Origin of the sequence: Oceanospirillum sanctuarii, from assembly GCF_002150805.1 — a bacterium.
In the GTDB taxonomy this organism is placed as follows: domain Bacteria; phylum Pseudomonadota; class Gammaproteobacteria; order Pseudomonadales; family Halomonadaceae; genus Oceanospirillum; species Oceanospirillum sanctuarii.
Genome location: NZ_MTBA01000001.1, coordinates 122,563 through 148,889, shown reverse-complemented (window position 1 = coordinate 148,889; position 26,327 = coordinate 122,563). Strand labels below are relative to the sequence as shown.

The 26,327-nt window shown below is 51.4% G+C and carries 23 protein-coding genes and 1 pseudogene; 16 read left to right on the top strand and 8 right to left on the bottom strand.

Annotated elements, in window-relative coordinates; all coding sequences use genetic code 11:
* Positions 1-29: 29 nt before the first annotated feature.
* Both BV405_RS00670 and BV405_RS00665 read right to left on the bottom strand, forming a co-directional pair.
* Positions 30-446, bottom strand: coding sequence for a DOPA 4,5-dioxygenase family protein (locus tag BV405_RS00670; protein WP_086478931.1), 417 nt, complete (start codon positions 444-446; stop codon positions 30-32).
* Positions 447-1,058, bottom strand: coding sequence for a LysE family translocator (locus BV405_RS00665; RefSeq protein ID WP_086478930.1), 612 nt, complete (start codon positions 1,056-1,058; stop codon positions 447-449). It abuts the gene before it with no gap.
* Positions 1,059-1,439: 381 nt separating this feature from the next.
* On the opposite strand from BV405_RS00665, the gene BV405_RS00655 reads away from it, so the two are divergent.
* A complete protein-coding gene (locus BV405_RS00655; protein WP_086478928.1) occupies positions 1,440-3,746 on the top strand; it encodes a YgiQ family radical SAM protein in 2,307 nt (768 codons plus the stop codon).
* A 79-nt stretch (positions 3,747-3,825) separates the two neighbouring features.
* Here BV405_RS00655 and BV405_RS00650 read toward each other — a convergent pair whose 3' ends face one another.
* The gene (locus tag BV405_RS00650) at positions 3,826-5,088 is read right to left on the bottom strand and encodes a sensor domain-containing diguanylate cyclase (protein WP_086478927.1); all 1,263 of its coding nucleotides are present in this window, start codon (positions 5,086-5,088) and stop codon (positions 3,826-3,828) included.
* A gap of 239 nt (positions 5,089-5,327) precedes the next feature.
* Here BV405_RS00650 and BV405_RS00645 point away from each other — a divergent pair, with 239 nt between their 5' ends.
* The 4 genes and pseudogenes from BV405_RS00645 to BV405_RS00630 all read left to right on the top strand — a co-directional run bounded on the left by BV405_RS00645 (position 5,328) and on the right by BV405_RS00630 (position 7,933).
* Positions 5,328-6,065 carry an Rpn family recombination-promoting nuclease/putative transposase gene (locus BV405_RS00645; RefSeq protein ID WP_086478926.1) on the top strand — a complete coding sequence of 246 codons (738 nt, stop codon included), beginning with the start codon at positions 5,328-5,330 and terminating at the stop codon, positions 6,063-6,065.
* An 18-nt stretch (positions 6,066-6,083) separates the two neighbouring features.
* Positions 6,084-6,233, top strand: a pseudogene (locus BV405_RS00640) (DUF4351 domain-containing protein); the annotation flags it as partial.
* Positions 6,234-6,257: 24 nt separating this feature from the next.
* The gene (locus tag BV405_RS00635; protein ID WP_086478924.1) at positions 6,258-7,610 is read left to right on the top strand and encodes a KAP family P-loop NTPase fold protein; all 1,353 of its coding nucleotides are present in this window, start codon (positions 6,258-6,260) and stop codon (positions 7,608-7,610) included.
* A complete protein-coding gene (locus tag BV405_RS00630) occupies positions 7,607-7,933 on the top strand; it encodes a DUF2834 domain-containing protein (RefSeq protein ID WP_086478923.1) in 327 nt (108 codons plus the stop codon). Before BV405_RS00635 ends, BV405_RS00630 begins: the two co-directional genes overlap by 4 nt.
* On the opposite strand, the gene BV405_RS00625 is transcribed toward BV405_RS00630, so the two are convergent.
* Entirely contained in the window at positions 7,907-8,599 is a 693-nt protein-coding gene (locus BV405_RS00625) for a TetR/AcrR family transcriptional regulator C-terminal domain-containing protein (protein WP_086478922.1), read from the bottom strand. The two genes, BV405_RS00630 and BV405_RS00625, sit on opposite strands and share 27 nt — an antisense overlap.
* 149 nt (positions 8,600-8,748) lie before the next feature.
* Here BV405_RS00625 and BV405_RS00620 point away from each other — a divergent pair, with 149 nt between their 5' ends.
* Positions 8,749-9,813 carry an NAD(P)-dependent alcohol dehydrogenase gene (locus BV405_RS00620; RefSeq protein ID WP_217895538.1) on the top strand — a complete coding sequence of 355 codons (1,065 nt, stop codon included), beginning with the start codon at positions 8,749-8,751 and terminating at the stop codon, positions 9,811-9,813.
* Here BV405_RS00620 and BV405_RS00615 read toward each other — a convergent pair.
* Positions 9,810-10,142: a DMT family transporter gene (locus BV405_RS00615; RefSeq protein ID WP_086478920.1), complete on the bottom strand. Its 333-nt coding sequence runs from the start codon at positions 10,140-10,142 to the stop codon at positions 9,810-9,812. The genes BV405_RS00620 and BV405_RS00615 overlap by 4 nt on opposite strands.
* Positions 10,143-10,373: 231 nt before the next feature.
* On the opposite strand from BV405_RS00615, the gene BV405_RS00610 reads away from it, so the two are divergent.
* Positions 10,374-12,554 (top strand): EAL domain-containing protein, encoded by a 2,181-nt coding sequence (locus tag BV405_RS00610; protein ID WP_086478919.1) that lies wholly within the window; start codon positions 10,374-10,376, stop codon positions 12,552-12,554.
* 21 nt (positions 12,555-12,575) lie between these two features.
* Here BV405_RS00610 and BV405_RS00605 read toward each other — a convergent pair whose 3' ends face one another.
* Both BV405_RS00605 and BV405_RS00600 read right to left on the bottom strand, forming a co-directional pair.
* The gene (locus BV405_RS00605) at positions 12,576-12,899 is read right to left on the bottom strand and encodes a putative signal transducing protein (RefSeq protein ID WP_086478918.1); all 324 of its coding nucleotides are present in this window, start codon (positions 12,897-12,899) and stop codon (positions 12,576-12,578) included.
* Between the two features lie 14 nt (positions 12,900-12,913).
* Entirely contained in the window at positions 12,914-13,516 is a 603-nt protein-coding gene (locus BV405_RS00600; protein WP_086478917.1) for a TetR/AcrR family transcriptional regulator, read from the bottom strand.
* Positions 13,517-13,815: 299 nt separating this feature from the next.
* Between BV405_RS00600 and BV405_RS00595 the strand changes: the two genes are divergently transcribed.
* The gene (locus BV405_RS00595; RefSeq protein WP_086478916.1) at positions 13,816-14,448 is read left to right on the top strand and encodes a glutathione S-transferase family protein; all 633 of its coding nucleotides are present in this window, start codon (positions 13,816-13,818) and stop codon (positions 14,446-14,448) included.
* Positions 14,449-14,725: 277 nt separating this feature from the next.
* Positions 14,726-16,681: a methyl-accepting chemotaxis protein gene (locus BV405_RS00590; protein ID WP_086478915.1), complete on the top strand. Its 1,956-nt coding sequence runs from the start codon at positions 14,726-14,728 to the stop codon at positions 16,679-16,681.
* A gap of 132 nt (positions 16,682-16,813) precedes the next feature.
* On the opposite strand, the gene BV405_RS00585 is transcribed toward BV405_RS00590, so the two are convergent.
* Positions 16,814-17,374, bottom strand: coding sequence for a PhnA domain-containing protein (locus BV405_RS00585; protein ID WP_086478914.1), 561 nt, complete (start codon positions 17,372-17,374; stop codon positions 16,814-16,816).
* Positions 17,375-17,559: 185 nt separating this feature from the next.
* On the opposite strand from BV405_RS00585, the gene BV405_RS00580 reads away from it, so the two are divergent.
* The 7 genes from BV405_RS00580 (at position 17,560) to choV (ending at position 26,273) form a co-directional block, all read left to right on the top strand.
* Positions 17,560-18,471, top strand: a complete 912-nt coding sequence (locus BV405_RS00580; protein ID WP_245832188.1) for a DMT family transporter — start codon at positions 17,560-17,562, stop codon at positions 18,469-18,471.
* A gap of 312 nt (positions 18,472-18,783) precedes the next feature.
* Positions 18,784-19,452 carry a transcriptional regulator BetI gene (betI, locus tag BV405_RS00575; protein WP_086478913.1) on the top strand — a complete coding sequence of 223 codons (669 nt, stop codon included), beginning with the start codon at positions 18,784-18,786 and terminating at the stop codon, positions 19,450-19,452.
* Positions 19,453-19,527: 75 nt separating this feature from the next.
* Positions 19,528-21,045, top strand: coding sequence for a betaine-aldehyde dehydrogenase (betB, locus tag BV405_RS00570; protein WP_086478912.1), 1,518 nt, complete (start codon positions 19,528-19,530; stop codon positions 21,043-21,045).
* A 32-nt stretch (positions 21,046-21,077) separates the two neighbouring features.
* Positions 21,078-22,754, top strand: coding sequence for a choline dehydrogenase (betA, locus tag BV405_RS00565; RefSeq protein WP_086478911.1), 1,677 nt, complete (start codon positions 21,078-21,080; stop codon positions 22,752-22,754).
* Positions 22,755-22,849: 95 nt separating this feature from the next.
* Positions 22,850-23,821, top strand: a complete 972-nt coding sequence (locus BV405_RS00560) for a choline ABC transporter substrate-binding protein (protein WP_086478910.1) — start codon at positions 22,850-22,852, stop codon at positions 23,819-23,821.
* Positions 23,822-24,212: 391 nt separating this feature from the next.
* A complete protein-coding gene (gene choW, locus BV405_RS00555) occupies positions 24,213-25,052 on the top strand; it encodes a choline ABC transporter permease subunit (RefSeq protein ID WP_086478909.1) in 840 nt (279 codons plus the stop codon).
* Positions 25,053-25,085: 33 nt separating this feature from the next.
* Positions 25,086-26,273, top strand: a complete 1,188-nt coding sequence (choV, locus tag BV405_RS00550; RefSeq protein WP_176329990.1) for a choline ABC transporter ATP-binding protein — start codon at positions 25,086-25,088, stop codon at positions 26,271-26,273.
* The last annotated feature ends 54 nt before the right edge of the window (positions 26,274-26,327 follow it).

Below are 26,327 nucleotides of genomic sequence, written 5' to 3'. Positions count from 1 at the left end.
AGGCTTCTGGTCCAATATAAGGCTGCCGTCTACTGAAACATCGACAGATCCAGTTGCAGTGGTTTGCCCAGCCAATAGGCATGGTCGGTATGATCCTTCAGGTGATCACCGGTCACGCCATGCACCAGAATCGAAAGGCCTTTCTTGCCTTCCTGTCCTGGCTTTTCATCACCTGAGGCTAAAAAACGCTGCTGATCCAGCCAGGGAATCAGCTGATCAAAGTCGGTGCTTTTAAACAGCAGCTGACAGCTCCACGCAGAATGAGGTCCGACCAGCTTTTCATGCACCCGTCCTACCTGAACACCAAACAGCTCACCGGCCTGCTGACAAAGCTCAGTCGCAAATTCTAATGTGCGGGCATCGAAGTAAACGTGGGCGTGAAACACCTTGTGCACGTTGACCGGATAACGGCCATCGCAATCACCGGAAAAGTCTGAAACCGACATTTAAGGAATCACCACCCGAACCGCCAGACCGATCAGCACCACACCGGTCAGCTGTTCGATACGTTTTACATGGCGACGTAACCAAGCTAACAGATGCGCCTGTGAGAACAGCAGGGCAACCAGGGTGTACCAGAGACCGTCCACAATAGACGCGGTCAGCACCATAATCAGCTGGGCTTCCAAGCCCTGATCTGCGGTCACAAACTGAGAGAACAAAGCGGTAAAGAAAACCGCCAGTTTCGGGTTCAGCAGGGAGATAAAGAGACCGGATCGGGCTGCCTGCCAGTAGCTTTCTTTGGTGCCGTTTTCTGCCTGAAGTTCAGGAGTTGAGGCATAACGCAGAGCGTTAAAACCCAGCCAAACCAAATAAGCAGCGCCTGCCCAGGTCAGCGCCAGATAGACCGTCTCATAACGGCTGACCAGAATCCCCAAGCCCCAAACCGTAGCTGCCGCCCATGCCGCAACGCCTAACGCATGAGCACAACCCGCTGCAATACCGTGGCCTCGACCGTTACTCACGGTTTGACGCAATACAACCGCTAAACTCGGCCCCGGAGACATCGCACCCAATACACAGATCAACAGCAGAGATAACCAAAGGACTAAAGACATGGGGTTTCCTTATTAAATCGAATCCGAAAAAGGTCTGTTTTATTATTTTTTTGCTGCAGGCAGCTTTTGATGCCGGACATTCTACTCTGCTTTAAAAAGCGAACGAAAGATCCCCATAAGGGTTCACAGGAATCTTCAGGTTTTCAGATTCCGCCCAAAACGGATTATCCCCCTAAAAAAAGGGGGTTAAAGTTTCCGTCCAATCTTCTGAACAGCGGCTATTCTGCTCTGTATTCCCGACTGTTTTTCTGGGACAATGCGCGGTTTGCAAAACCCGTCTGCATTTCTTTGGTTTTCTGACAGAAACCATTCGGGAAATTCCAGACCTGTCACTGAAGCCAACGGGCAATTCACCGTCTGTTGCAGAACCTGATGAGCGCCATGAGCAGTAAACATAAAACCGCCCCCGATCTGTTTTCCTACCCTTTGTACTGGGCCGAGTGCTTTGGTACAGCACCTTTCCTGCCGACCACCCGCGAGGAGATGGACGTACTGGGCTGGGACAGTTGCGATGTGATTATCGTCACTGGTGACGCCTACGTGGATCACCCGAGTTTCGGTATGGCGGTGCTGGGTCGTCTGCTGGAATCCCAGGGCTTCCGTGTGGGTATTATCGACCAGCCGGACTGGCGCAACCCTGATGACTTTATGCGTCTGGGCAAACCGAATCTCTACTTCGGTGTCACTGCCGGCAACATGGACTCGCTGATCAACCGTTACACGGCAGATCTGAAAGTGCGTAACGACGACGCCTACACCCCACATGGTGAAGGCGGCAAACGTCCGGATCGCGCGGTGATTGTTTACTCACAGATGTGTAAACGCGCCTTCTCGGATACTCCGATTGTGATCGGTGGTATCGAAGCCAGTCTGCGCCGTATCGCCCAGTACGATTACTGGAGCAACGAGGTACGCCGTTCAGTACTGATCGACTCCGGTGCAGACATTCTGCTGTACGGTAACGCTGAACGTGCTCTGATCGAGCTGACCCACGAACTGGCACTGGGCAAAGATCTGTCGGAACTGCTGGATATTCGCGGCACGACTATCGTGCGTGATGCCCCTCCGGGCGGTTTCACCGAGATCGACTCCAGCCGTGTGGACTGGCCGGGCAAGATCGACCAGATTCCAAGCCCTTACGAGTACATTCCGGAAGGCAAGTGCAGCGAGGGTGAAGAGGAAGATCCTGATGTGATGCCGATCCGCGTGATTCCGGCACCGCTGAAAGGCAAGCATGGTAAGCTGGATGCGTCCAAAACCTACGTGCGCCTGCCCTCTTTCGAGAAAGTGAATAAAGATCCTGTACTGTACGCCCATGCCTCCCGAGTGCTGCACCTGGAATCCAACCCGCATAACGCACGCGCGCTGATTCAGCGTCACGGCAAAAAAGAGATCTGGGTTAACCCGCCACCGATCCCTCTGGAAACCGAGGAGATGGATAAGGTGTTCGGCTTTAACTACCAGCGTGTGCCGCACCCGAAATATGGCGGCGCCAAGATTCCTGCTTATGAGATGATCCGTTTCTCGATCAACATCATGCGCGGCTGTTTTGGTGGCTGCACCTTCTGTTCGATCACCGAGCACGAAGGCCGCATTATTCAGAGTCGGTCTCAGGAATCCATCATCAACGAGATCGAAGATATTAAACAGAAACTGCCAGCCTTTACCGGTCATATTTCTGACCTCGGCGGTCCGACGTCTAATATGTACCACCTGAACTGTAAAGATCCTGAGATTCAGGCCTCGTGCCGTAAGCTCTCCTGCGTGTATCCGGAGATCTGCGTCAACCTGAATACCGATCACAGCCCGACCACCGAGCTGTACCGTAAATCACGCGCAGTAGAGGGCGTACATACGGTGTCTATCGCCTCCGGTCTGCGATACGACCTGGCAGTGGAAGATCCGGAATACGTGAAAGAACTGGTCACCCACCACGTTGGCGGTTATCTGAAAATTGCTCCGGAGCACTCCGAAATGGGGACGCTGAGCAAGATGATGAAACCGGGCATGGGTACCTACGACAACTTTAAGCGCATGTTCGATAAGTACTCCAAGGAAGCGGGCAAGAAACAGTACCTGATTCCGTACTTTATCGCCGCCCACCCGGGTTCTGACGATGAGGATATGCTCAACCTTGCGATGTGGCTGAAAACCCACGACTTCCGGCCGGATCAGGTGCAGACCTTCTATCCGTCACCGATGTCGCTGGCGACAGCCATGTATCACTCGGATAAGAACCCGCTCAAGCAGGTGACTTATAAGAGTGAGAAGCTGTTCACCGCCAAGAGCTACGAACAGCGTCGCGTGCAGAAAGGCTTCCTGCGTTACCACGACCCGAAAAACTGGCCAGCCCTGCGTAAAACCCTGCGCGAGATGGGCCGTGCGGATCTGATTGGTGACGGCAAACACAAACTGGTGCCCGGTGAAGATAAAGATCCGGTCAATCCACGCAGCCCGCGCAAAGCACGCCCGGGCCAGCAGACCGGTGCCTCCCACACCACCAACCGCCCGACACTGAAAAACGGTCAGGTAAAACAGGCCAGTGGTGCAGCAAAACCAGCCAGTAAGAAAAATACCAAAACCTCGGTGAAAAAAGCCGTGGCCTCAGGTAAACCTGCAGGCAAGCCCTTCGCTAAGAAAGGCGGCGGCAAAAAAGCCAAGCAGGTGAGTAAAAAACCAAGCGCCTGATCATCAGATGCTTGAAACAGAAAAGGCAGCCTGAGGGCTGCCTTTTTTGTGTCTGACGCACAGACATTTCTTACTTTCACTACTCCGACAGTGACCAATTCCCTCTGCCCTCACCCTTAGTCAGATAAAGCGCATCATCAGCTTTACCTATCAGATCAATCAGGGTCATGCGCTCTGACGACAGTGCACCGCCCATACTGATAGAAACCTGAAGCAACTCCCCGTTTGGCGCATGAAGTTTAGTCGCTTTAACAGCCTGCTGTATGCGAAGTGCAATCTCAGTGGTGTGATCCCTGTCTGTATCAGGAATTACAAGCAGAAACTCATCTCCACCCAAGCGCCCGATCAGGCCTGAATCCTGAAGCGCTTCGGTACAGGCCTGAGCCAGTGCCACGATATAGGTATCGCCAAACCCGTGCCCATAACTGTCATTGATCGTCTTTAGAAAATCGATATCAATCATAATTACAGCGACCTGCTCTCCCCGACTCTGGGCCAGCCGTAGCATCAACTCAGCTTCCTCAAGAATAAACCTACGACTCATCACCTTGGTTAAGTCATCCTGTCTGGCAAGGGCCTGAAACTTATTCTTCAGCTCAATCAGCTCGGTAATATCTGTCGAAATTCCGATCAGGCGTTTGGAACCATCTTCACCAACAATTGGAATTTTAATAGACCAGCAGTGCTGAATACTGCCATCGGTATGGGGAACAACCTCTTCACCCGCGACCTTCGCGCCACTTTCAAAAACTTTCTGATCCATCTGAGAAAACTTTTGCACAATATCAGCGGGTAAAATATCAGCTTCCAGTTGCCCGACAATCTCACCTTTAGAAATGCCATACAGTTCGGAGATATTCTGGTTAACGTAGAGGTAGCGCCCTTCCGTGTCCTTGATGTAGACATAGGAATCAATGTTCTCAAGCACCTGGTTTAGCAGGTTTCTCTGTTCGGCCAGTTCGATTTCCAGACGCCGTCTTTCAGTGATATCCGTGGATATGCCGAACAGGCCAATAATATGGCCATCGGGGTCTTTGATAGGCTGTTTGACCGACCAGTAAATTCGGGTTTCACCAGTAGATGCGATCAGGTTGTGCTCTTCACCTTCGATACTTTCTCCAGCCAAAGCTTTGAGATCATTCTCGTGAAGCTGTTCAGATAACCTGAGATCAAAAAAATCATCATCTTTTTTGCCGATGACCTCACTAAGTGAAGCCCCGAACAGATCGCAGACCATTTTATTGGCGTAGGTGTAACGACACTCCGTATCTTTGATAAAAACATAAGCCCCCACATGATCGAGGGTGTTACGAAGCGTGAATATTTCGATTTTGTTGTCCATCAACACCTTTCCGCGCAGACTTAGTTCTTGTTGTTTTACCTAGTATAGATGGATAACACCTACATATATAAGGTGAATATCAGCGGCTCAGTACGGGAAAAGACCGTGGATGATGCACTGATCATCAAATGCTTACTCCGGAGCAGGCACCCCGAGCTGCCTTTTCAGTTTTGGCTGACAGACACGAATCACCTAGAGACCTATACTCACTCTAAATATCGCTATGGATGGACGATAAGATGAGTAACACCGGACTGCCACTGCTCGACCCTAAGAATGATTATGTCTTTAAACGCCTGTTTACAGAGCACCCTGATGCTCTTGTACACCTGATTAATGATCTGCGCCCCGACCTTCCCAAAGTTACTGAAGTCGAAATTCTGAACCCCACAATTACTCCGACAGAGATGGAGGGTAAAAGCATCGTTCTTGATGTTCTGGCGCAGGATGTAACTGGCAACCGCTATAATATTGAGATGCAGGTCAGGCGTTATAATGAATGGGGCAAACGCAGCGCCTACTATCTAGCAAAGATGCTGACCAAACAGTTGCTTGCCGGTGAAGATTACTCAGAACTTAATGCTGTTATTGGCATCCACCTGTTAGATTTCGATCTGTACACAGAAGATAGCGCTCAACGACAACAGGCGCTTTGGCGTTTTGAAATGCGTGACGGTTTGCAGCCTGATGTTAAACTGGGCGACACCCTACAGCTGAACCTGATTGAAATGAAAAAAGCGGATCGGCTGGGGCTGGGAGACCAAAACCTGAGAGACTGGATCACCCTATTTGAACATTGGCAGGAGGATACCCGTATGGCCACCATCAACAGCGAAGCCGTAAAAGAAGTTCGGGGCTATATCCGTAAACTGAGCGCTGACGAAGAAGCCCGTCGCTTAGCCTTTGTTCGTGAAAAAGCACTAAGGGATGAAGCCAGCCAGTTAAAATACGCCAAGGAAGAAGGCATCCGGGAGTGAGAAGTTAAAGGCGAAGCCAAACTGCTCAGCCTGCAACTACAGATGAAATTCGGAGAACTGCCGGATTCTGTTATTGAACGCCTGAATGCCGCCAGCGCAGATGAACTGGAAGATTGGGGTATGCGGATTTTTAATATTGAGAACATCAACGAGCTATTTTCGAGCTAGATAGCCCCTCTTTAAGGACACGGAATGAGCGAAGGAACAACGCCGAAGTTCGCAGAAAATGCCAAATACGCGGACTGGTTCAAAGAGTACAACTTTGGCAACTGCAAGCTCAATCGCGAGAAATATACCCGCTTCCTCGCCAACTACATCACCAGTGAACAGGATGGTTTTGTTCTAAACCTGAATGGCAGCTGGGGCACGGGTAAAACCCATTTTCTGAAACGCCTCTACACACATCTTCTTCGCGACAAGCGCCATCCAACGATTTATATCGATGCCTGGGAGAGTGATTTTATTCAAAACCCTCTGGCGGTGATTAGTAGCGAGTTACTCAACCAGCTTTCCCGTTTTTCTCAGATATCCGGTAAAGACTTTCAAATCGTGAAAGATCGCTTAGGCACGCTACTGCGATCTTCCATGATCGGATTAGCTGCCGTCGCCAGCAAATCTCTGGTTGGTGATAGCACAGCAGGAGCTGAATTTGCCAAGGAGATGATGAGTAAAACACCGTCAAATTTTCTGGATGATATTCAAAAAGATACCACTGCTCAGGTTGCTGCTATTCCAGAAATCCGAAAAAGCCTTAGCGCTATTGCTGAAGTGATAAAAACTAATACGAATGGCAAAGCAGAATTACCCGTTGTCGTATTGATTGATGAACTGGATCGCTGCCGCCCGAATTATGCGATTGAGCTTCTTGAGGTCGTTAAACATTTTTTCACGACTGAGAAGTTTGTTTTCGTGATTGCCTCTGATACCGAGCAACTCAAAGAGTCGATTAAAACAATTTATGGTAATGACTTTAACTCTACTATTTACCTAAGAAGGTTTTTTAACAGGCAAGCTGCATTAGAACAACCTGAAACCCTATCATTCATGAAAGCATCATTTCCCGAATTAACCCCTAAAGCTATGCATCAGAGCATAGGCTTGACTGAGAAAGCTAATATCTATGACCGTTTTCACGCAATTTGTAATCACTATTCTTTATCACTGCGAGACATAGAACAGGTAATAAATAAGTATTTAGCATGTACTCGACAACTATCTAATTCAGCAATATTTTCGCCCGTAGTTCTCTTTACAATGATATCTAAAGACCAAATAGAAAAAGATAACTCTTCAGCAACAAGGGACCCAGATTACCCACAGAAATATATCAATGAAACTTTAAAAAACAGACATAGTTTCAAAAAAAGAATATTAGATGCGTATGACAAGTCTGCATGGCGCAATGATCAGAAAGATATTTTTGATTGGATTGATATTATTGACCAAGCTAAAAGCAACATTCAAGCGGCCTATATTGTCCCAAACGAAGAATATGAAAAACTGATTAAACTCTCCGGCACATTAACTGGAATGGACTCTCAATGAAAAAACTCTACCTGCTACTGACACTTCTTGGCATTGCGCTACCTTATGGAGCTTTTCTGCCCTGGCTGGCAAATAACGGTCTGAATATCCCACTATTAATGGAACAGGCAATCGCCAATCCCATCAGTATTTTTGCCTGGCTGGATGTGGTGGTTTCGGCGCTGACGTTGATCGCTTTTATTCTGGTGGAGAGTAAGCGCGCGCGGGTTAAACATTCATGGCTTGCGATTCTGGGGACGCTGACGGTGGGTGTTTCCTGCGGATTACCGCTGTTTCTTTATCTGCGTGAGCGTGCTTTACCGCCCCGTCAGGAGTTTTTCTAAGCCATCCAGCACCATGCTGAAACCAAAGCTGAAGTCCTGAATCCCGAGGTGACGTTTTGCAATCACCTCATGGGTCAGAGCATTCAGGTTGGGATACTCTTCCGGCGGAATCATCGCCACATAGCTCTTGGCGACTTCCGCATATTCCTCTGCTTCAAAGGGGAAGTTCAGCTCCTGCAGGGTAAAGCCATAGATATAGCTATCCATCGCATTCCAGGCGTAATCGGCCTGAGACAGTGTGAAACCTGCCTGTCGCAAACACCCCAAAGTATCGTCAACATAGTGCAGCATCACAGGCCCGGCATTGACACGGGAAACCAACGGCATGGTCGCCCAGGGATGCGCCAGCAAAACCCGACGGGCATTTTCCGCCCGTAACTCCATCGCCTGTCGCCAGTGTAAGGTCTGATCCGGCGAGCCCATCTCAGCGACCACCAACTCCACCAAACCATCAATCACCGCTTCTTTATTGGCGACATGGTTATAGAGCGACATCGCTTTTACCCCCAGACGCTCCGCCAGACGGCGCATGGAAAGTGTCTCCAGCCCCTCGGCATCTACCAGCAACAAAGCCTCCGCCAGCACCTTTTCACAGGTGAGCTTCTGACGAGGTGCTTTTTTTTCAGTCGCTTTCGCTGCGCCTGTTGCTGTTTTTTTTGCTGACATTTCAATTCCTTAGGCAAATCCCGCAGGCACAGATAATGCCCTGAGAAAAAGATTAGCTCAAATCACTCTTTACTTACAGTGTAAGTTTTGCCATTTTATATAAAACTTACAGCGTAAGCTTTATCCGATAAGCACCTCCGGAGCGACCCATGAACACAGCAACACCGCCAACAAAACCAGCCACTTCATTAAAAGCAGCAAGCCATAGCGCCCATGAAGGAAAGACAGCCCAATCCACAGAAATGAAAGCTCTGTTCTGCCCCCGTTATGGTTCTCCGGATGTACTTGAAGTGCGCCATCTGCCGAAGCAAACACCTAAAGCGGGACAGATTCAGGTTCGCATTACCGCGTCTGCTGTATCCCAGGCGGATACCATGATGCGCGCCGGAACGCCTTTCTTCGCCCGCTTGATGATCGGCTTAACCCGACCCAAGCATCCGGTGCTGGGCACGGGCTTCGCGGGAGTTGTCGAAGCTATCGGCGAAGGCTGTGAGCGCTTTAAGGTGGGCGATAAGATTTATGGGGAAACAGCGCTGGATTTTGGTGCTAACGCAGAATATCTCTGTCTGGATGAAAGCAGTCTGCTCAGCCATCAGCCGGAGCAACTGTCTGATGCGCAATGCGCGCCACTGTGTGATGGGGCTTTAACCGCATGGAATTTCCTGCATCGCCTGGGAGAGATCAAAGCCGGTGACAAGGTACTGATCAACGGCGCATCCGGTAGTGTCGGTAGTGCCGCCGTTCAGATCGCCAAAGCTGCCGGGGCAGAGGTCACCGCCCTGTGCAGCAAACCCAATCATGACTGGGTGGCAGAGATAGGTGCCGATCATCTGGTGGATTATCGCAACTCCGATATCACGAAGAGCGATCAGGAATATGACATTATCTTCGATTGTGTCGGCAAACTAAGTTTTGGCCGCTGCAAAAAGATCCTGACGCCAGAGGGATACTACCTCTCCCCGGTATTGACGCTACAGCTGTTGATCAATATGTTGGCGACCAAATGCTCCAAAGGGAAAAAAGCCCTTTTCTCCGCCACAGGGCTTTTGCCTGTGCCGCAACTGCAGGGCTATCTGGAACAGTTAGAAATCCTGATCACCAACGGCCAACTGACAACCGCGATGGATCGGGAATTTGCTTTAGAAGAAGGCGCAGAAGCCCACCGTTATGTGGAGTCAATGCGTAAGAAGGGTTCTATTGTTCTTAGGCCTTAATGCAGGCTGCTTTTGGAAAACAGGTTCAGAACCAGAACACCCGAGATTATTAGGGCAATACCCAGCATTCCCATGGCATCGATCTTCTGCTGGAACAAGACCCAACCGATCAGTGCCACCAGCACGATACCCGCTCCTGCCCAAACGGCATAGGCGATACCGACAGGAATGGTTTTAAGGGTCAGGGATAGCATCCAGAAGGCCAGACCGTAGCCGATCACCACGGTGACGGATGGCCAGAGTCGGGTAAAACCCTCACTGCTTTTTAGGGCGGAGGTGCCGATCACTTCAGCCAAAATCGCAATAGTCAGATAAATCCAGGCATTCATGGGCACTTCTCCAGAGTAAAAGCATCAAACGATGACCGTTCAATTAAGACCAGATTCAGGGGCTATACGGCCACCCCGATTCGGCTGTAGGATAACGCCTTAATACTAAAAGACAATTTGGGTTTTGATATGGGGCAACTGTTTTAAACATTCAGCTGTTATACTGCATAGGATTTTTGCCCCATACACCCACCTGACTTGAAAGTCAGGACGACAGGATCACGAGATAGCATGAACAGCAATCAATGGAATCAGATCTTTCAGCATACCCCAATGGGCATGCTAGTGCTGTCTCTTGAAGGCCAGGTTGTCCATTGCAACCCAAGCGCCACTGCTTTCTGGGGCGAACAGATCTGCTGCCAGCCAGAGCTGGATCTTCCGGCTATCATGGAAATCTCCCTCTCTGAGCTGATCAATCGTTTTAAAGACAACGATGAGCCCCTGATCCGCACGCAACAACTGAAAATCCTGAACCGTCTCCCTAAGGCCGCCAATCCATCAGCCTGGGTGCGTTTTACCCTCTCTCCGATTCGGGATGATGCCGGTCTGCTGACAGAAATACTGGTCAGCCAGCAGGATATCAGTGACGAAATTTACAGCCGTCAGGTGATCGAAAATACCGCTCAGGGTGTGTCAGCGATCAGTGGTCAGGGCTTTTTTGAATCTCTGGTTACCCATCTGGCGCGCATCTTCGATGCTAAATACGCCTTTATCGGTTTGCTGAATGATCCGGACAGCGCCCACCGCGAAATCAAAACTCTGGCCCTCAGCGCCAATGGCACAATTGCGGATAACTTCAGTTACGCCCTGAAAGACACCCCCTGCGACAATGTTTACGGACAGGACACCTGCGCCATTTGCGAAGGGGTTCAGGAGCTTTATCCTGACGACATTCTGCTGCAGGAGATGCAGATTGAGGGCTATATCGGTGCGCCTATTTTTGATCCGCAAGGCAATCCATTGGGTATCATGGTGGTACTGGATACCAAACCTCTAGAGCGCATCGAGCAGGTTACGAGTATTCTTGAGATCTTTGCTGCTCGCGCCGGTGCCGAGATCCAGCGATTAGCCGCTGAAGAGCAGATTCACCGTATGGCTTATGAGGATTACCTCACTCATCTGCCGAATCGTGCAAGCCTCTATCAGGAACTGCAAAGCCTTAAAAACAGCGCTAAAGCCGGTGAGCCTGAGCCACACTCCGCGCTCTTTATGATCGATCTGGATCATTTCAAAACCATCAATGATGCTCTGGGGCATGATGTCGGTGATGAGATCATCCGCAAAGCCGGGGAGCGCCTGCGCCAGAAATTGCCGGAAGAGGTGTTTATCTCCCGTATCGGCGGTGATGAATTCGTTGTCCTGCAGACCAACAAACAGGCCGGCACCGACACCCGTGAGGTTGAACTTCTGGCTGAAAAGATTCTCTACCTGCTGAGTCAGCCGTTCCAGATTGGTGACCGTATTATCAATATCGGCGCCAGTATCGGTGTGGTTCTCTTCCCGCAAACCAATCTGGCAGACAACTACTCCGAACTGGATCTGATGCGCTATGCGGATATCGCCCTTTATCAGGCGAAAAGCGCTGGCCGTGAACGCTGCGTGATCTACTCGCCGGAACACCAGCAGGAAGTGAACGATCGCCTTGAGATCGAACGCGGCCTGCGTGATGCCCTGCAGCATGATCAGCTGAAAATTTTTATGCAGCCTCAGGTTAACCCACAGGGGAAAGCTCTGGGTGCTGAGGTACTGCTGCGCTGGGAACATCCTGAAAAAGGCATGATTCCGCCATTCCGATTTATCCCTATTGCGGAAGAAACCGGTCTGATTCTGCGCATCGGTAACTGGGTATTGGATAAGACGCTGGAGATGCTCTCTAACTGGCAACAAAATGACAGCCCTTCTCCGGCAGTTGTGTCAGTGAATGTCTCTGCCTGGCAGTTCTCGCAGCCGGACTTTGTGCATCAGACCCGCTCTCTGTGCGCTAAATGGCAGATCTCGCCAATGCGTATCGTGCTGGAAGTGACGGAAACCGCCCTGCTGCGGGATATCACAGAAACCCGTATGAAGCTTGAGGCTCTGCGCCAGGAAGGTTTCCGCATCTCACTGGATGACTTCGGAACCGGCTACTCCTCCCTTGCCTACCTGCGGGATCTGCCGCTGGACGAACTTAAGATCGATAAGAGCTTTATTGATGAAGTTCAGCCCGGCAGTCGCCAGCCCTTAGTGGAATCCATGATCGCCATTGGCAAACACATGAAGATGGATGTGGTAGCAGAAGGTGTAGAAACCGCTGATCAGGCGGAGCAGCTGGAACAGATGGGTTGTGTAATCTATCAGGGTTATCACTTTGCACGACCAATGCCTGCAGAGGAACTGCCACTCTGGATCGAAAACCAGACCAGCTTGGCCTGAATCTAAAGCTTTATTGCATCTTCAGACAGCTTCGGGAGCATTTTGCTGGCAATTCCAGCAAAACTCGAAGCTGGCTTCATTCTTCTCACCACACTGACTGCAAAACCAGGACTCCGCCAACGGCGATTCAAAAGCCTCAAGTGCCTTTCGAGCAGCACCAAAATCCACCACTTCAACCCAAAGCGCCACTTCGGTCTCCTGTGGCGGAAGCTCTCCGGCACCGGCGATCAGGCCCTCCCCTTTAAGACGTACCTCGATCCCCATCGCCTGCAACATGCCTTTAAGATTATGAGCTTCCAACAGATGACTGGCGGCGTACACTTTTATCCATTCCTGCTCTGTCATAATGTTATTGCCCCTTATGCCTCTTCATACTTGTCGCATGCCACAGAACTCATCGGCAGCTGCTCTTCCAAACAACCCAGCTGATGCTGCGCTTCTGTCTTAGCCGCAGACAGAATCTGATCCGCCAGTTCACCATCACCTGCCGCCCGCGCCAGCGCAACGCCTCCTATCATCAGTACACTGGACAGGATCGCCTGCTCCCGGCTTGTCCCGGACTCTTTCGCCAGCAACTTGATAAAACCCTGCAAAACCTTAGCGTAGGTTTCCTGCTGCAAAGGTTCCCGCTGGGTAATATCGGAAACCAGAAAAGCCAGCGGGCAAACATCACCCTCACTATCCAGATGATCACGGGACAAATACAGATCAATGATCTGATTCAGGCTACTCGCCCCGGTAAGGTTCCGCCCGGCGCGGTGGGTTGCACCATAGATAATCGCCTCAGAATAAAGCTCAGATTTTGAGGCAAAGTGTTTATAAAAAGCACCTCGCGTCATCCCGGCATTTTGCATCACCTGATCAATGGAAACCTTTTCAAAACCATGATGGGTGAACAATTGAGAGGCACTTTTCAGGATTTTACTGCGGGTCTGTTCTTTATGTTCAGGAGCCCAGGGCATTCTTCTCTCCTTTTCTGCTACTGCTTAATGCCTGATCGGTATCATGACACAAGCTCAAAAGATGTTCTTGAACATATTGTCAGCCTCTTTATTCTGAACAACACAGAAAGCGATACTTTGAAAACAAAGGCGGTTAAAATTCGGTATCACATAATACTGATAATCTTCAGCGATGATCCGGTTTACTGCCAAAAGCCTGAAAGCGATCGGGCTTTATAAACAGGTGAAGACAAAAACAATTCAAGCCCACTCAACTGACTAAAATATTAAGTGCGGCTTCAGCTAAGAAGGATAGAAAAATGATCGAAGTTTACGGCATGCCTCACAGCAATCTGGTTCGCAGCGTTGCCCTGACCTGCACAGTTAAACAGCAACCTTACCAGATCGGCTGGACACTAAACGGTGAAGAGATCCCGTTCCGCAGCGAAGCACACGCAGCCATTCACCCTTACTCCAAGTTTCCGATCATTCACCATGAAGGCATGACACTGACAGAAACCCTGGCGATCTGCCGTTATCTGGATGCCCGCTTCCCGGAAAACCCACTGCAGCCAGAAGGCCTGCAAGCACAGGCCGAGCATGATGCCTGGTGCTCCCGCGCCATGACCCAGTTGGATCAGGCGATTATCCGCAGCTACCTGATCGAATACGTAGTGCCAACCGGCCCTGAGGGCAAACCTAATGTTGCCCGTATGCTGGAGAACAAACCTCTGGTACTGAAAGCGGTTTCTGTAATCGAAGACCGTATTCGTGATCGTGATTTTATTTGCGGCGATCAGTTCACACTGGCAGATGCCCTGACCACACCTCTGGCTCATTACGCCACAATGCAGAAAGGTGATCTGAAACTGGTCGAGGACGACAGCCCTATCTTCGCCTATCTGGATCGCGTTTTTGCTCTGCCGGGGGTAAAAGAGATTTTCGGCAAGTAATAACGCTATCCTGCACATAGCGTCACGATCTATCGTGACCCTTATCTCTGAAAGCTGCCGACTATTTATTAGCCGGCAGCTTTTTTATTGCTTATTCCACCTTGCCTTTTATTTTCAGCTGCTATTCTTCCCTTGAAGCCAACTGCTTAATCTTCAATTTTTCGCACAATATTATTTTCTTTCTTGCAGCAGATTACTTTTGGCTACACTTACAGCAAACATATAAAAAAATAGATTCTTTTACATGCAGGGATGCTGAATAAAAGGGCCCTTCCCCATGTTTAAGAACTTAACGCTTAAAGCGACCCTCAACCTCGCCTTCGGAACCCTGATCATCTTATTGCTGATTATTTCCGCCGTCTCCTACACAGGCCTTAACTCCACCTATCAGGGCTTTTCCGGCTATCGTGAACTGGCGCGGGATACCAATCTCTCTGCCCGGGTTCAGGCCAATATGCTCTCCATGCGCCTTGCGGTTCTGGGCTTTATCAATACCCGCGACGAAGCCAAGATCGAAGAATACAACCAGCGCAAAGCAAATATGGATGAATATATGAAAGAGGCGATCCGGGAGATTCAAAAACCGGAACGTGCCGCTTTAATTCAGGAAATTGCTACTGAGATTAATACCTACGACTCCGCCTTCAAAAACGTAATTGAAGACTTTAATCAACGTAATGAAGTGGTCAAAAAGCAGCTCGACCCTAACGGCATCAAGATGCGCCTGCTGGTTACCGACATTATGGAATCCGCCTATCGGGATAATGATGTTGATGCTTCCTATCGTGCCGGTGTCGTTCAGCAACATCTGATCTTAGGTCGCCTTTATGCCGTGAAATATCTGGTGACCAACAGCGACAAAGATGCCAAACGTGCCATGAAAGAGCTGAACGAACGCATGCCAGAGGCGCTTACTCAACTGGATATGCAGCTGCAGAACGCTGAGCGCCGTGAAAAGCTGCGGGAGCTGATGATCGCTTACAAAGCCTATCTGGCGGCCTTTATTCAGGTTCAGGAAATCATCAGCCACCGTAATGACCTGATTCAGAATACCCTGAACAAGATCGGCCCCATGGTGGCAGAACATATCGAAGAGGTGAAACTCTCGGTGAAAGCCGAGCAGGATGAACTGGGCCCTCAGGTACAGTCTGAAAGCGAGCGCAGCGTGCTGATAGTGGCAGCCATCTCACTCTTTGCTCTTTTGGTTGGCGTTGCCATGTCACTGGCAATGGTACGGGCGATCCAACGTCCGGTGGGTGGCGAACCGAAGACAATTGATGCCATCACCCGTTTGATTGCCGCAGGGGATCTGAGCCAGAACCTTGCAGTGAGCAACAAAGATACCGGTATTTACCGCTCTATCTGCGAGATGAGCAGCAAACTGAAAGAGCTTATCTCAGGCCTGGCAACCACCACCCGTGCTCTTGAAGCCTCTGCCGATGCCGGTGCTGAAGCGGCCAGCAAAAACACCCAGACGATCCATCATCAGAAACAGATGACGGATCAGGTTGTCGTTGCCATCGAAGAGATGAGTCAAAGCATCCACGAGGTCGTACAAAATGCCACCGAGTCCGCCACACAGGCCGAAGCAGGTCGGGAAGCAACCGATGCCGGTCGTGATGCGGTTAATCAGAATCTGGCTGCGATTCAGCAACTGTCTCAAACCCTGCAAGCCGCCATGGTGGATATTCACGATCTGGAGCAAAAGAGTCAGGAGATAGGTACGGTCATCACCGTGATCGAGGGCATCTCTGAACAAACCAGCCTTTTGGCCCTGAATGCGGCGATTGAAGCTGCCCGAGCCGGTGAAAGTGGTCGGGGCTTTGCGGTAGTTGCTGATGAAGTGCGTATGCTGGCTCAGAAAACTCAGGATTCCACCACCGAGATCCAGCAGATTATTCAGGGGCTGCAGAACACCACCACCCGCAGTGTGGCAGCGATGAAAGAGTGTACCTCGCAAGCGGAACAGAGCGTGGTACTGTCAGAACAAACCAACGAAGCCCTGCACGCCATTGGAGGCATTATCGATGGCATCGCCACCATGAACGGTAACGTGGCCGCAGCGGTTGAGGAGCAATCTGCCGTTGCCAATGATATCGCCCGCAACATGGCGACTATCTCCACCACCGTTGAGGAAACCTCAGACCGCGTGATGGACGCCGAAAGAGCCAGTAAAGAGGTGCAGAAAATGGCCGATGATCTTGGCCACCTGATGAGCGGCTTTAAGATCTGACGGCAACCTTGTTCATCAAAGCCAAACAATCAAATGCCAAAACCGTAAAACAGCAAAGCACAAAAAAGGCGGTGATCCGGAAGGATCACCGCCTTTTTCAATCTGACACGTTTGCGTTCAGGCAGTCTTAAATCAGGCTTTCTTAACGAACTTGGTCAGGATCACAATACGAACGCCGTTCACGCGGCCTTCGATATGCTCCGGATTATCTGTCAGGGAGATACCGCGAACCGCAGTACCACGCTTAGCGGTAAAGCCAGTGCCTTTAACATCCAGATCCTTGATCAGAGTTACAGTATCACCCGCGGCCAGCTGAGCGCCGTTACTGTCCAGAGTCGGTACAGAATCCGCCGCAGGCATACCCGCACGCGCCCATTTTTCCAGCTCTTCATCCAGATACATCATATCCAGAAGATCCTGTGCCCAAGGCTCAGGGCTGATTCGGCTCAGCATACGCCACGCCATCACCTGTACCACAGGAACCGGGCTCCACATGCTGTCATTCAGGCAGCGCCAGTGATTCTGATCCAGCTCCTGGCCTTCGATCTGATCACGGCAAGTACCGCATGCCAGAATGCACTTATCAGAGTGCGCTTCTACAGGCGGTACTTCAAAAACAGCCAGATTATCTTCCGAGCCGCATAGTTCACATTTGGAGCCACTACGCTCCTTCAGTGCTTGTTCAATACTCATTTTAATGTTCCCTGTGGGTTGAAGGCGGTATTATGCTCCTTTTGCCGCACAAAATCAGAACATCCTTATAAAAATCACTTAAAAAATGGATGGATACGGCATTTTTTCACTAAAACAAAGCAAGAGTTCTTCTTTAAACCCTGCAAGAGCGCGGGCGTGCAGGCCCACAAGCTCAAGGAAATTTTATGCGCAACGCTGTTATGTCTCTCTCCCGCAACACCCAAGCAGACCTTCTGCTGGTGCTGGTTACTCTGCTGGCCGGAGCTGGCTGGATCTTCTCCAAAAATGCGATGGCCGCCTTCTCGCCGATTCTGTTTCTCTCGGTACGCTTTCTGATCGCGAGTCTTTTTCTTGGCGGTATGGCCGCCACTCCCCTGAGAAAACTCAACAAAGAGGAATTTAAGAAAAGCGCCTTAGTGGGACTGGTCTTTGGCATCGCCATGACCTTCTGGATTCTGGGACTCTTCTACGGCAACCATGTGGGTGTGGGCGCATTTCTGACCAGTTTGGGCGCAGTACTCGTCCCCGTGGTGACCCTCTTCTTTGGCGAGAAGGCCAGCAAGAGTCTCTGGTACTCCATGCCGGTGGTGATCGCAGGTTTGGCCTGCTTATCGCTGGATAGCAGCTTTCATTTCGGCTGGGGGGAGCTGGCGTTTCTGACCTCGGCGTTTCTGTTTGCCCTCTTCTTTACCCTGAACAGTCGTTACGCTGCTTCGATTCCGGCGTTGCCACTCACCACTATTCAGATGGCGATTACCGCCATCATCGCCTTTACCGTCAGCCTCTTTATGGAGGAATGGCAGTGGTCGTTTGAGTGGGATAGCTGGGGCTGGATCTTCGCCAGCGGCATTATCGCCACCAGTGGCCGCTTTCTGTTTCAGACCAAAGCGCAGGGCATGGCTCCCGCCAGCCACGCCGCCATTATTATGACCTTAGAGCCGATCTGGGCAGCGCTGTTTGCCAGCATCTGGCTCGGCGAAACCATGACCGGCCTGCAGTTTGTCGGCTGCGCCCTTATCTTCAGCGCCATGCTGATTAACCGCTGGCAGGTGATAGCTCACCTGTTAAAGCGAAAGAAACCCGCGATTAACGGATAAAGTCCCTCCGGGAACGACAAAAACCGCATCATGACTGCGGTTTTTTTGTGCCTGAAATTCACGAAAATCCTCCTCACCCGCCAAAAATGACCCATCAGTCAAAAATAACCCACCAAAAACATACGACTCCTAATATTTATCCCCATAACGACATTTTTAAGATTTTAGCTACACGTTAGCGGTGATTTCCTGCAATTAAATTCAAAGAAAAAATATTACATTACAACCCTAATGAATTTCACTTGCAGACCTTAGTCTCATCTGTCATTTTTAATTAAACATTCATTTAAGAAAAAACAGGGAGCCGGTCAGATGCCAAAAGTAGGCATGCCAGAAATCCGTAAGCCTCAGCTGATAAACGCCACCATGGAAGCGGTGAATGATGTTGGCCTGCATAAGGCCAGTGTCGCCATGATCGCGAAATATGCCGGCGTTTCCCCGGCAATTATCAACCATTACTTCGGCGGTAAGGATGGACTGCTGGAAGAAACCATGCGTTCTGTTCTGAAAGAACTGTCCGCTGCGATCAGTGAACGATTAAAAAAAGTTGAGCGCGATAACGTTCTGGAGCGCCTGATTGCCGTTGTTGAAGGTAATTTTGACCCTAAACAATTGGACGGCAAGGTGGTGAAAACCTGGCTGACCTTCTGGTCTCACTCGATGCACAAGCCTCAGCTAAATCGACTTCAGCGGGTGAACGAGCAGCGCCTGCTCTCCTATCTGAGATACGAGCTGAAGCAGGTGGTGAGCCACGATGAAGCCGTCTTTATCGCTCAGGGCGTGGCAGCACTGATCGATGGAATCTGGCTGCGGGGCGCACTCTCCCCCGATGGCATCGACAAGGAGCTGGCCGAACACCTGATTCTGGATTACCTCCGGCTCAAGCTTCCGGAAGCGGTCTGGCAGGAATATCTGGATGGCAAATCAGCCCAACAACGCAACCAGAAACAACAGCATGACAAAGCACAGGCATTGGCCTGATACGCATCCAATAAAGAATCACTTAGCAACACGCCATAGACATTTTGGCAAACCCAATTTTCAGGTTGAGATCCAATGACAGCGAATACTTCACAGCAAGCGTCTAACACCCAACAGCCGTCTAACACCCAACAACCATCTATCACCCAACACTATATCCACGGTCGCTACTACTCTCAGGCACCGAAAGAGACTTTTGCCAGCATCAACCCGGCTAACGGTGAAGTGATTGCCACTGTTGCCCAGGGTGACGATGCGGTTATGGCCGCAGCCGTGGCATCGGCCAAAGCCGGTCAGGCTCAGTGGGCAGCGATGACAGGTATTGAGCGTGGCCGCATTCTGAACAAGGCCGTTGCCCTGCTGCGTGAGCGTAATGATGAGCTGGCGATGCTGGAAGTACTGGATACCGGTAAGCCGATTCAGGAAGCCGATTGCGTGGATATCGTTACCGGTGCCGATGTGATCGAGTACTACGCAGGTCTTGCGGACAAAATTCAGGGCGATTACCAGCAGCTGAATGATCAGAACTTCTTCTACACCCGCCGCGAGCCATTAGGGGTTTGCGCCGGTATCGGTGCCTGGAACTACCCGATTCAGATCGCCTGCTGGAAATCAGCACCGGCGCTGGCTGCCGGTAACGCCATGATCTTCAAACCTTCTGAAGAGACTCCCCTGAGCGTACTGAAACTCGCAGAGATCTACACCGAAGCCGGTGTACCGGATGGGGTTTTCAATGTGATTCAGGGCGATGCCCGTGTGGGTCAGATGCTGACCGCGCATCCTGAGATCAGCAAGGTTTCCTTCACCGGCGAATGCGGCACCGGCAAAGCGGTGATGGGCGATTCCGCCAAGACCCTGAAGCAGGTGACCATGGAGCTGGGCGGTAAATCGCCAATGATCATCTTCCCGGATATGCCGATCGAACAGGCGGTATCCGGTGCCATGCTGGCGAACTTCTACACCCAGGGCGAAGTGTGTACTAACGGCACCCGCGTCTTTGTTCATAATGATATCTATGATGCCTTCCTTGAAGAGCTGAAAACCCGCACCGAGCAGATGATTGTCGGCGATCCGACCGATCCGAAGACTCAGGTCGGCGCACTGATCTCCAAAGACCACATGCAAAAGGTGCTGGGCTATATCGAAGCGGCCAAGAAAGCCGGTGCCCGTCTGGTTTGCGGTGGTGAACAGGCCACTGAAAACGGCCTTGATAAAGGCGCGTTTGTTAAACCCACGGTATTTGCCGACTGCACCGACGATATGCCACAGGTGATCGACGAGATCTTCGGCCCCGTGATGTCGGTACTGCGCTTCTCCGATGAGGAGGAAGTGATCACCCGCGCCAACAACACCGAATACGGTCTGGCTGCCGGTGTCTTCACCAAGGATCTGGGGCGCGCTCACCGTGTAATCAACCGTCTGCAGGCGGGTATCTGCTGGATCAACACCTGGGGTGCTTCCCCGGCGGAGATGCCGGTGGGTGGTTACAAGCTGTCCGGTATTGGCCGTGAGAACGGTATCGAAACCCTCTACCACTACACCCAGACCAAGAGTGTGTTTGTCGAGACCGGCGATATCGAGCGCCCTTATTAATTCCTGCGCAACCCAATGTGAGCCATAGCGATATGAAGCAAGAATACGATTACATCATCATTGGAGCAGGTTCCGCCGGTTGCGTACTGGCGGATCGACTGACGGAAAGCGGCGAATATTCCGTGCTGCTGCTGGAGAAAGGCGGCAGCGACAAAAGCATCTTTGTACAGATGCCAACCGCCCTCTCCTACCCGATGAATACCGAAAGCCTGTGCTGGCAGTTCCACACCGAGCAGGAGCCGGGAGTAAACAACCGCTCACTGCACACGCCACGGGGTAAGACCCTTGGCGGTTCGTCATCCATCAACGGCATGGTGTATGTGCGCGGTCACGCCTGCGACTTTGATCAGTGGGCAGAACAGGGGGCAGAAGGCTGGGATTACCAGAGCTGCCTGCCCTACTTCCAGCGTGCGGAAACCTGGGAAGGTGGCGCAGATGATTACCGTGGCGGCAATGGTCCGGTGGGCACCTGCAACGGCAATAAGATGTCGCTGAATCCGCTGTATCAGGCCTTTATCGATGCCGGTGTCGATGCGGGCTACGGCTACACCAAGGATTACAACGGTTACCGTCAGGAAGGTTTCGGCCCGATGCACATGACGGTGAAAAATGGCGTGCGCAGCTCCACCTCTAACGCTTATCTCCGCCGCGCCATGCAACGCCCGAACCTGACGGTGCTGACCGGCGTGCACAGCCGCAAGATTCTCACCGATAAACCCGGTGATGTTGTGGTGGCGACTGGTGTTGAGTTTGAACACAAAGGCCAGATCAAAACTGCTAACGCCTACCGTGAAGTGATCTCTGCGGCGGGTTCTGTGGGTTCACCTCAGTTGCTGCAGCTGTCCGGTATCGGCCCGAAAGCCGTGCTGGAAAAAGCCGGTGTTGAGGTGGTTAAGGATCTGCCCGGAGTGGGCGAAAACCTGCAGGACCACCTTGAGGTTTATTTCCAGTACCAGTGTAAAGAGCCGATCTCTCTGAACTCCAAACTGAACCTGATCAGCAAAGGCCTGATCGGTGCCCGCTGGATTCTGTTCAAAGATGGCTTAGGTGCCACCAACCACTTTGAATCCTGTGCCTTTATCCGCTCCCGCAAGGGGCTGAAGTGGCCGGATATTCAGTACCACTTCCTGCCTGCGGCGATGCGTTATGACGGCAACGCCGCCTTTAAAGGTCACGGTTTTCAGGTTCACGTTGGCCCGAACAAGCCTGCCAGCCGCGGCCACATCCGCATTAAAAGCGCTGATCCCCATGAAGCTCCGAGCATCCTGTTTAACTATCTGACCGAACAGCAGGATATCGAAGACTGGCGCGCCTGCATCCGCCTGACCCGTGAAATTCTCAACCAGAAGTCACTGGACAAATATCGCGGCAACGAGATTCAGCCGGGTTACGACATTGAGTCCGATGAGCAGATCGATGCTTGGGTTCGCGACAACGTCGAGAGTGCTTACCACCCCTCCTGCACCTGCAAGATGGGCGCAGATGATGATGCCATGGCGGTGCTGGATGCGGACTGCAAAGTACGTGGCGTTGAACACCTGCGGGTGGTGGATTCCTCGGTATTCCCGACGATCACCAACGGCAATCTGAACGCGCCAACCATCATGGTGGCAGAGAAAGCCGCAGATAAGATTCTGGGCAAAACACCGCTGCCGAAAGCTGATGCGCCAGTCTGGATTCATCCGGATTACGAGAACAGCCAGCGCTGAGCCGTATGAACTGAGTGGGTGCGACGACACCTGCCCAGTTCAAAACCAGTTAACGAATAACCTAATAAAAAACAGATAGACGAGAAGGAAAGATGATGAAAACGCAAAAAGCATTTACCCCGAAGACACTCGCAAAAACGCTCGCGGCGATCACCGCAACCCTTTCTGCCAGTGCCTTTTCCCTAAGCGCTCACGCGGCTAATGATTGCTCCACCGTTCGTTTCTCCGATGTTGGCTGGACCGATATCACAGCGACCACTGCCGTAACCTCTGAAGTGGTTAAAGGTCTGGGTTACACCCCTAAGACTCAGCTGCTGTCTGTGCCGGTAACCTACACCTCTCTGGCTTCCGGTGAGCTGGATGTATTCCTGGGTAACTGGATGCCAACCATGGAAGGCGATATCGCCAAATACCGTGAAGCGGGCACCGTTGAAACCGTTAAAACCAACCTGACCGGCGCGAAATACACTCTGGCGGTTAACAAGGCAGCTTTTGATGGCGGCGTGCGTACTTTCGCAGATATCGCCAAGTTCAAGAGCAAGTTCCGCAACCGCATCTACGGCATCGAACCGGGTAATGACGGTAACCGTCTGATTCAGGAGATGATCGACAAAGACGCTTTCGACCTGAAAGGCTTCAAGCTGGTTGAGTCCTCCGAAGCGGGCATGCTGTCTGAAGTACAACGTGCAGAGCGTCGTAACAAGTGGGTTGTTTTCCTGGGTTGGGAACCACACCCGATGAACAGCAACTTCGATATCGAATATCTGGATGGCGGTGATGACTGGTTCGGCCCTAACTTCGGTGGCGCAACCGTTCACACCAACACCCGCAAGGACTACAGCACCCAGTGCCCGAACATGGGCAAACTGCTGACCAATCTTGAGTTCTCTCTGACTATGGAGAACCAGATCATGGGCGCAATCCTGAACGATGGTAAGAAGCCTCAGCAGGCTGCAACGGAATGGCTGCGTAACAACCCGGAAGTACTGAACAACTGGCTGCAGGGCGTAAAAACTCTGGACGGCAAACCGGGTCTGCCAGCCGTTAAAAAGCACCTGAACCTCTAATTCAGGGCAAACCATCCACCCCAAAACGGGGCTGATGGTAATAGCCGAACCGCAAGGGTTCGGCTTGCTCCCCCGGTGTTAGAGGTAATGGCTGAAAGTGATGGCTGAAAAGTGAGAGTTGTCGGCAACTCAAGCTGCCAGCCTTTTAACTCGCCAACCTTTCAAATCGGGGGGCGCTAAAACTGAGCCGCTAAAACTAAGTCGCTGAAATTAAGTGGCTGGCTCAGTTCAGATTCGCTTTTGGCAGTTCAGCAAACACGCTGACCTGTCTTTTCAGAGCCGAAAGGATTCCACTGCGTCATCTAGCCGTCGTCATTTACGGCGCTTTTTGGCTCTTTTGTATTGTCTATATTTTGCGACCTTGTCGCCTATCAAACTCGGGTAACCCGATATGAACTGGATAACAGAACATAAACTACCACTGGGCCAATGGATGGAGGCCTTTGTTGACTGGCTGATCGGAAACGCCGCCGGATTTTTTGACGCCATCGCCTTCTCACTGGAATGGCTGATTCTGGGTGTCACCGACCTCTTGCTGATGGCTCCTGCCATGCTGTTGATCGCCCTGACCGCCGCACTTGGCTGGTGGCTGCAGCGCTCGATTGGTCTTGTGATCTTTGTGGTCGCGTCCCTGCTGCTGATCAGCAACCTCGGTTACTGGACCGAGATGATAGAGACGCTGGTACTGGTGCTGATGGCGACCTTTATGTGCGTGCTGTTTGGCATTCCGCTGGGCATTCTGGCAGCGCACTATCCGAAATTCCACATAGCGATCCGCCCTGTGCTGGATCTGATGCAAACCATCCCGACCTTTGTTTACCTGATCCCGACCCTGATCCTGTTTGGTCTGGGGGTTGTTCCGGGTCTGATCTCTACCATTATCTTTGCCATTGCCGCACCGATTCGTCTCACCGCTCTGGGTATCAGCAGCGTGCCGGAAGAGCTGCTGGAAGCCGGTAAAGCCTTTGGGGCAACCCGCTGGAAACTCCTGTTTAAAGTGGAACTGCCTGCGGCCATGCCGAACATTATGGCGGGTGTAACTCAGTGCATTATGTTGTCGCTGTCTATGGTGGTTATCGCCGCCCTTGTGGGTGCTGATGGTCTGGGCAAACCTGTGGTTCGCGCCCTGAACACCGTGAACATCTCTCAGGGTTTTGAAGCGGGTCTGGCGATCGTTCTGGTGGCTATCATGCTGGATCGTCTGTGCAAACAGCCGAACCGCGACCACTAACCCCAACCACGCCAACAACTGAAGGTGACCATCATGAGTACTGAACAAAACATGATTGAGATCGAAAATCTGGATGTGGTTTTCGGGGATCAGCCGGAACAGGCACTGGCCCTGCTGGATCAGGGACTGAGCCGTCAGGAGATTATCGACCAGACAGGTTCTGTAGTGGGCGTACACAACGCCAATATCAGCGTAAAACAGGGTGAGATCTGCGTATTGATGGGGCTTTCCGGCTCCGGTAAATCCAGCCTGTTACGTACCCTGAACGGCCTGAACCCGATTTCTCGGGGCAGCCTTAAAGTGCGTGACGGTGATGAGATCGTGGATCTGGTAACCTGTGACGAAAACACCATGCGCCACCTGCGCACCAACCGTATCTCCATGGTATTTCAGAAATTTGCCCTGATGCCCTGGCTGACGGTGCTGGAAAATGTCGCTTTCGGCCTTGAGATGAAAGGCATCAGCAAGAAAGCGCGCCAGCAAAGTGCCATGGAAAAACTGGAGATGGTGGGACTGGCGGAATGGGCGCATTCCAAACCCCATGAACTGTCCGGTGGTATGCAGCAGCGTGTGGGGCTTGCCCGCGCCTTTGCCATGGATACCGATATCCTGCTGATGGACGAGCCCTTCTCTGCCCTTGATCCGCTGATCCGCGCCCAGCTGCAGGATGAACTGATCGAACTGCAGCGCAAGATGAAGAAAACCATCCTGTTTGTCAGTCACGATCTGGATGAAGCCCTCAAGATCGGCAGCCATATCGCCATTATGGAATCTGCCAAAATCATCCAGCATGACAAGCCGGAAGATATCGTACTGAATCCGAAAACCTCCTACGTTGAGGATTTTGTTGCTCACACCAACCCACTGAATGTGCTGGGTGGCCGTACTCTGATGACGGGTAAAGAGCTACTGTCGGAAGATAGCAGCAACCGCATCATTATCGACCGCAGCCACGAATACTGGGTAACGCTGGATAACGGCAAAATCAAAGAAGCCGGTAAGGGTGATCAGGTACTGCCGATTGAAGACTGGCAGCAAGGGGATGGCGAGAAAGGTAAGTTTGCCGTCGCCACACCGGATATCAGCATGCGGGACGCCATCAACCTGAGATACAGCAGCCGCCTGCCGGTGCTGCTACAGGAAGATGGCCAGTTTGCGGGGGTGCTGAACGACAATAACTTCTACTACGCGTTGTTGGGTAAGCACTTTGTAGCAGATTGATACAGAGTTGAACTCGCAGGAAAGCTTATAGCCGACCTGCGAGATTCCCAAACG

Bases quoted from the DNA above. Each gene is read 5' to 3' on its own strand.
- BV405_RS00670 (WP_086478931.1), bottom strand. From the start codon at position 446: ATGTCGGTTTCAGACTTTTCCGGTGATTGCGATGGCCGTTATCCGGTC.
- BV405_RS00665 (WP_086478930.1), bottom strand. From the start codon at position 1,058: ATGTCTTTAGTCCTTTGGTTATCTCTGCTGTTGATCTGTGTATTGGGT.
- BV405_RS00655 (WP_086478928.1), top strand. From the start codon at position 1,440: ATGAGCAGTAAACATAAAACCGCCCCCGATCTGTTTTCCTACCCTTTG.
- BV405_RS00650 (WP_086478927.1), bottom strand. From the start codon at position 5,088: ATGGACAACAAAATCGAAATATTCACGCTTCGTAACACCCTCGATCAT.
- BV405_RS00645 (WP_086478926.1), top strand. From the start codon at position 5,328: ATGAGTAACACCGGACTGCCACTGCTCGACCCTAAGAATGATTATGTC.
- BV405_RS00635 (WP_086478924.1), top strand. From the start codon at position 6,258: ATGAGCGAAGGAACAACGCCGAAGTTCGCAGAAAATGCCAAATACGCG.
- BV405_RS00630 (WP_086478923.1), top strand. From the start codon at position 7,607: ATGAAAAAACTCTACCTGCTACTGACACTTCTTGGCATTGCGCTACCT.
- BV405_RS00625 (WP_086478922.1), bottom strand. From the start codon at position 8,599: ATGTCAGCAAAAAAAACAGCAACAGGCGCAGCGAAAGCGACTGAAAAA.
- BV405_RS00620 (WP_217895538.1), top strand. From the start codon at position 8,749: ATGAACACAGCAACACCGCCAACAAAACCAGCCACTTCATTAAAAGCA.
- BV405_RS00615 (WP_086478920.1), bottom strand. From the start codon at position 10,142: ATGAATGCCTGGATTTATCTGACTATTGCGATTTTGGCTGAAGTGATC.
- BV405_RS00610 (WP_086478919.1), top strand. From the start codon at position 10,374: ATGAACAGCAATCAATGGAATCAGATCTTTCAGCATACCCCAATGGGC.
- BV405_RS00605 (WP_086478918.1), bottom strand. From the start codon at position 12,899: ATGACAGAGCAGGAATGGATAAAAGTGTACGCCGCCAGTCATCTGTTG.
- BV405_RS00600 (WP_086478917.1), bottom strand. From the start codon at position 13,516: ATGCCCTGGGCTCCTGAACATAAAGAACAGACCCGCAGTAAAATCCTG.
- BV405_RS00595 (WP_086478916.1), top strand. From the start codon at position 13,816: ATGATCGAAGTTTACGGCATGCCTCACAGCAATCTGGTTCGCAGCGTT.
- BV405_RS00590 (WP_086478915.1), top strand. From the start codon at position 14,726: ATGTTTAAGAACTTAACGCTTAAAGCGACCCTCAACCTCGCCTTCGGA.
- BV405_RS00585 (WP_086478914.1), bottom strand. From the start codon at position 17,374: ATGAGTATTGAACAAGCACTGAAGGAGCGTAGTGGCTCCAAATGTGAA.
- BV405_RS00580 (WP_245832188.1), top strand. From the start codon at position 17,560: ATGCGCAACGCTGTTATGTCTCTCTCCCGCAACACCCAAGCAGACCTT.
- betI (WP_086478913.1), top strand. From the start codon at position 18,784: ATGCCAAAAGTAGGCATGCCAGAAATCCGTAAGCCTCAGCTGATAAAC.
- betB (WP_086478912.1), top strand. From the start codon at position 19,528: ATGACAGCGAATACTTCACAGCAAGCGTCTAACACCCAACAGCCGTCT.
- betA (WP_086478911.1), top strand. From the start codon at position 21,078: ATGAAGCAAGAATACGATTACATCATCATTGGAGCAGGTTCCGCCGGT.
- BV405_RS00560 (WP_086478910.1), top strand. From the start codon at position 22,850: ATGAAAACGCAAAAAGCATTTACCCCGAAGACACTCGCAAAAACGCTC.
- choW (WP_086478909.1), top strand. From the start codon at position 24,213: ATGAACTGGATAACAGAACATAAACTACCACTGGGCCAATGGATGGAG.
- choV (WP_176329990.1), top strand. From the start codon at position 25,086: ATGAGTACTGAACAAAACATGATTGAGATCGAAAATCTGGATGTGGTT.